The sequence below is a fragment of the Burkholderia sp. HMSC10F09 genome, assembly GCF_001806955.1.
GTDB classification, from domain to species: domain Bacteria; phylum Pseudomonadota; class Gammaproteobacteria; order Burkholderiales; family Burkholderiaceae; genus Burkholderia; species Burkholderia multivorans.
Window position 1 is genome coordinate 1 of sequence record NZ_KV786694.1, and the last position, 4,634, is coordinate 4,634.

The window sequence follows — 4,634 nt, forward strand, 5'->3', positions numbered from 1 at the left end:
GCCGCGCCGGAAACCGATAGCGTCCGTGATGCGTCAAACAAAGCCATTCCAATCTCTCTGTCGAATCACCAATTGCCGGCCGCGGCCGGCCCATTCGTGCCCAGTCGCTTACGCACGGACACCCAAAAGTTCCAGCTTGAGCGACGGAAACTCCCCCGCCACATGCCGCTCACCGTGCCGACGGCGATTTCATCCTTGAGCAACTGCTTGAGGTGCAGTTGCGGCGGCGGCGCTGGCGGCGGCGTCATGCGGGCAACGTCGGCAATCTGCTTCCGAACGTCCGCGCTCTGACTGGAGAGTTCGTACTTGAACCATCCGAATAGGCCGAGCAGGATCACCGACAAGAGCGTTGCGGTAATCCACACGGGGAAATCGTAGAACGACGGGCGCTTGCCCTTTGTGCTGGGTTGCCAGTGCGGAGACAACGTCAATGGCACAGGGTCGCGTTGCGATGTGATGACGTTGTAGAGCCTCTGGCGAATCGCGTCGTGCTTGCGCTTGCCGTCGGCACCGCCGCGGTAGCGCCCTTCGAAGCCGAGACTGAGCGTCCGATAAATCACTTCGAGCAGGTCTCGATGCTCGTGCGGATCTTCGAGTAAACGTCCGATCAGCAGGTAGACCTTGTCGCCTCCGTCGAGATCGCCGTGGAACGTCGTGGCCAGCCCGCCTTTGATCCATGCGATCCCCGCCGAACCGGCTTTGCCCCATGCGGTTTGCGTGACCGTCTCGTCCAGCGCCGTGCACAGGCAATATCGGGCGCCGATCATATGGTCGCGACGGATGTTGGCCTGCTCGCATAGCTTCTCGAATATCCGAACCTCCTGCTCGAGAAGCGCGCGCAACGACGCGACCGCATTCTTCGACGCGAACTTCTCCGGCATGTCGGCCTGTGCGCGCAGCAGGACGCGCGATGCTTCGAGCAATGGATTTGACGCCGCCTTCACGGCGGCGAGTCGTTCGGCAAACGACTCGGGCGGCGGCATCTCCTTCGACGGCGCCGAGTGGCTCGCAGAGTTTTCGATCGCCGCTTTTACGCTTGCGGACGATGTCGATTCAGGGGCATGGACCGCGTCCTCATCCAAGACCGCGGACTCCACGGTTCCTCTCACTTTTGCCATACCTTAGTCCCCTACGCTCGCCGTACCGCTACCAATCAGCGTGCAACCGCATTCGCAGCGGTGGCCGTGCAAAGCGACTCGCCGGCCATTGATCGTGAACGTCGGATGAGCCTCGATGATCTTGTTGCGGCCATGTGGACGTCCATCCGGATACGTCATGGGGCAATCGACCAAATCGAAAAGGCGTGCGATGCCCTTGTCCCCGACCAGATGTGTTTCAGAGCCGGTTACGACGCGTCCACCGTGTGATGTGACGTCACCGACGACAATAATTTGCAACGCCATGTTGTTCTCTCTCATGAGGAGGTACGGCTGGACGACCGGGAACGTGAACGGCTCTCGCGATCGAGCTCACGCCAGACGTGCGATGGCACTTCGTCCATCGCCGAGTAAAACGTCGTACCAAGCTGCGTTCGCCTGTCCAGCGCTTCCGCAATTTGCGGATTGCGATCGAACGCGATTCCGTATCGATATGTTTCCCGGCAGAAACCGAGTTTGTCGGACGGCTCGGTCAGCATCCAATTCAGCGCTCGTTCGTAGCGCGGCATGAAGTCGGCAAGTCGATCGAGATAGGGCAGCGAACCGTCGACCAGACCAGCGTCGATCATCACCGCGAGCAATTCGTCCGGCTCGGTGTGCGCGGTCAACGCATCGACATCCTCCTGTTCGAGTTCGATCAGGATGGAGCGGCAAATTTTTGCGCCATGCAGCGTGTCGTTCTCGACGCGCTGCCAGTCGCGGTGCCGCCCGCGATACATCCACCGGTCGATCGGCCCCATGAAAATGTCGCGAATCGATTCGCCCCATACGCTGAACACGGCGCCGGTGTTACGAGGGTCGAAGAACCTGACCATTGCCGTCACACCATCGCCGATGTCCGCGAACAAAAAGGCACGAAGGTGAACCGCCAATTGATCGATCGGCACACGCCCCCAGACGACCGACAGACAGGGAGAATGCCGATCGATACGATCGAGCTCGGCTACCCATGCCGCCTCCGGATCCTCCACGGGCACGAGAAAGAGCGACGCCAACCCGGACTCGGCCTCCGGCAGTCCCTCGTAGACGTTCACGAACTTCACGCCGGCTTGCTCGCGCACGGCTTGCAGTCGTTCAGGGGCCGCCGCGCCATCAATGAGCGCGAATAGACGAATATGCGTTTCGTCGAATTGGGATTGCATGTATCTGACCGATATTGCTGTTTCGAATGGCGCTGTTTCGGTTGCGCGATGTGTCGCGGAAACCACGTCAAGCAATCGCCGCTTCTGCTCCGTCAAACTCTCGGAGCGCGACCGCGAGCGGATCCTGGCCAAGCCATGACAGGCGTTCCTTGCCGACAAAGACCACGCGCGGCCATCCGTATCCGCCCGGCGCGTATTCGTGGAAATACGGCACGCGGAACCAGCACCGGCTGTCGTGGACGTAGTCGTCGAACAGTTTGACTGCGGCTTGGGGTAGCGAACTGAGCGCTTGCATCGATGTGTGCTTCTTCAGAAACGATTCCACTTCCGCGACGGGCTTCGGCAACACATCGTCAGCAACGTTGTACGTTTGCATCAAGGAAGTACGCGTCGCATGAAACTTGATCGCGCCGACGTCTACCAACGACATTCGCGGCGAATCGACGTCGGAAGCATCGTCGAGCGGGGGTGCGTGTCGCACCGAGAGAATCCGCTTCGGTTGCGCATCCCCGTCATGGCTCGGCGGTATAACGGTCGCGTCGGATACGTCGACTGAAAGATCGGTACGCTGTTCAGGGTGAAGATGCGCCAATAGCAAACGCATTTCCTCCGCGCCCTGGAGCAAATCCGTTTTGTCGTTGGCCGTGATATCGCCTTCCCCTTCTCCTGGGCGGCCCGACTGCGGACGCTTGTCCTCCGCGACGTCGGCGTAGGCAATCTCCGCGTAGATCTCTTCCAGCCGGCTCCGGATCTCGAGGTCTACGGCATCAAGTTCTTTCTGGGCGGCATCGATCGCAGGAATATGCTGCGGATACGGTCGACTTGTTTTCGCATGCCACAACTTTGCCAATGCCTTATTGCGCTTGGCATTCAACTCCCGAAGGCGCGCATCATTCGGTTTGGCCTTCTCGACTGCCTGCGTCATCTTGCGTGGCGTCAGCCGATCTTCTCGCGCGCGCTTGTAAAAGCCCTGGTTCGTGACATAAGAGCGCTTCGTGAACTGTGCCCGCAATGCACGCCAGCTCAGCATCTGAGACATACCGAAGGACATGGCTTCCTCGACGCTACTGATCGGGCTGGTTGTTTTCAGCCAGGCATTGAAGGCTGCGATGGTGTCGGGATGGAGTTTGAAATCTTTGGCCAAATAGTCAATTTCTAGAATATCGCTCGCCTTCATCATCGGCACGCCGTACCGAAGGGCTGCGATATACATGTCGTGCAGCGCAATCTGGCTGAGCTTTCTTTCGTCCATTCCGTTTCCGGACTCATCGCAGCCCTTGCCCTGGTCGCCCGGTCCATATCCACCACCCACGTCCCAATGCACGCCGGGATATGCGATCTCTCGACGCACCTCACCGCCGGTGTAACCGCCACCCTGCCGAATGGAGTCAAGCGGAAAACTCATGCGCTGCTCGTGGATCGAGAACGCGTGGACGCAACTGCGAACCGAGTCGGGAATCGCCAGACCATCATCGCTGGCGAAATGCGCATGTCCATCGAGGAGGTCCAGATTCAACGCGGTACGAAAAGAATCTGGCAAGCCTACGGATGCAACCGTGTCAAACAGGCCCATGAAGTTCACCTGATAGGGCAACGTTGGACCGTGCTCCGGCTTCCCCAGCATGCCGCTCGGCGCCCATTCGTTCACGAGTTTGTTCACGAACGCTCGCGCCGCAGCCGCGCCACGGGAAAAACCGATCGCGTTGATCCAGATCTTCTTGATCGTGTTTTCCGTTTTTGCGTTGGCATGTGCGACTTGGAGTATTTTCAGTCGATCATCGAAGTGCAGGTCGAACGTGGTTTTGTCGCAGAAAGCGCCGATGTTGCTCAGTTGTTTTGCGTCATCGTCAGGAATTAGCTCCCATCGCGAATCTTCCAGAATTGCGCCGTAGACTGAATTGAGTACGCGCGTGTACGCCCATACACATCTTTGATTGAATCCTTTCGCAAGCGCCTTACCGTCTTGAGAATACGTGCTTTCACCAATTTTCTCGAAAGGCGTGCCCACACCGGCAATATAGTATTTATATATACCTTTATTTTGTTCAAAAATCGCCGCCCTGTACAGTCGCGCGACGTTTGTGTGGCACCACGTGTTTGAGTCTCTCCACTTAGGATTATTCTCGTCATCGTTGTTGTTCGTGCCGTCAAAAAACAACGAAATATGCAAAATCCTTTGACACGGCATCAACGAACCAGCGACACGGCAATACCCTGTCAGCCACGCCTCGTTCGCTTCGTGGTTCATCAATCGCCCGCCCTCCGACATCGGTTCAGGCCATTTCAAGTTCATTATCGGAGCCCTCGCATCACGCCCTTCGGATACTCATAGTTC

Annotated in this window: 3 protein-coding genes and 1 pseudogene; all 4 read right to left on the minus strand. The window is 58.1% G+C overall.

The window, feature by feature from the left end; genetic code table 11:
- Window positions 1-167: 167 nt before the first annotated feature.
- Window positions 168-1,118, minus strand: a pseudogene (gene icmH, locus HMPREF3115_RS13160) (type IVB secretion system protein IcmH/DotU); the annotation flags it as partial.
- Between the two features lie 3 nt (window positions 1,119-1,121).
- Window positions 1,122-1,403, minus strand: coding sequence for a PAAR domain-containing protein (locus HMPREF3115_RS29215; RefSeq protein WP_080560084.1), 282 nt, complete (start codon window positions 1,401-1,403; stop codon window positions 1,122-1,124).
- Between the two features lie 11 nt (window positions 1,404-1,414).
- A complete protein-coding gene (locus HMPREF3115_RS13165) occupies window positions 1,415-2,299 on the minus strand; it encodes a DUF4123 domain-containing protein (protein ID WP_070554678.1) in 885 nt (294 codons plus the stop codon).
- A gap of 67 nt (window positions 2,300-2,366) precedes the next feature.
- A complete protein-coding gene (locus HMPREF3115_RS13170) occupies window positions 2,367-4,592 on the minus strand; it encodes a T6SS phospholipase effector Tle1-like catalytic domain-containing protein (protein ID WP_070554679.1) in 2,226 nt (741 codons plus the stop codon).
- Window positions 4,593-4,634: the final 42 nt, after the last annotated feature.

What these genes read in the sequence shown, in the direction of transcription:
- HMPREF3115_RS29215 (WP_080560084.1), bottom strand. Translation starts at nt 1,403, where the DNA reads ATGGCGTTGCAAATTATTGTCGTCGGTGACGTCACATCACACGGTGGA.
- HMPREF3115_RS13165 (WP_070554678.1), bottom strand. Translation starts at nt 2,299, where the DNA reads ATGCAATCCCAATTCGACGAAACGCATATTCGTCTATTCGCGCTCATT.
- HMPREF3115_RS13170 (WP_070554679.1), bottom strand. Translation starts at nt 4,592, where the DNA reads ATGAACTTGAAATGGCCTGAACCGATGTCGGAGGGCGGGCGATTGATG.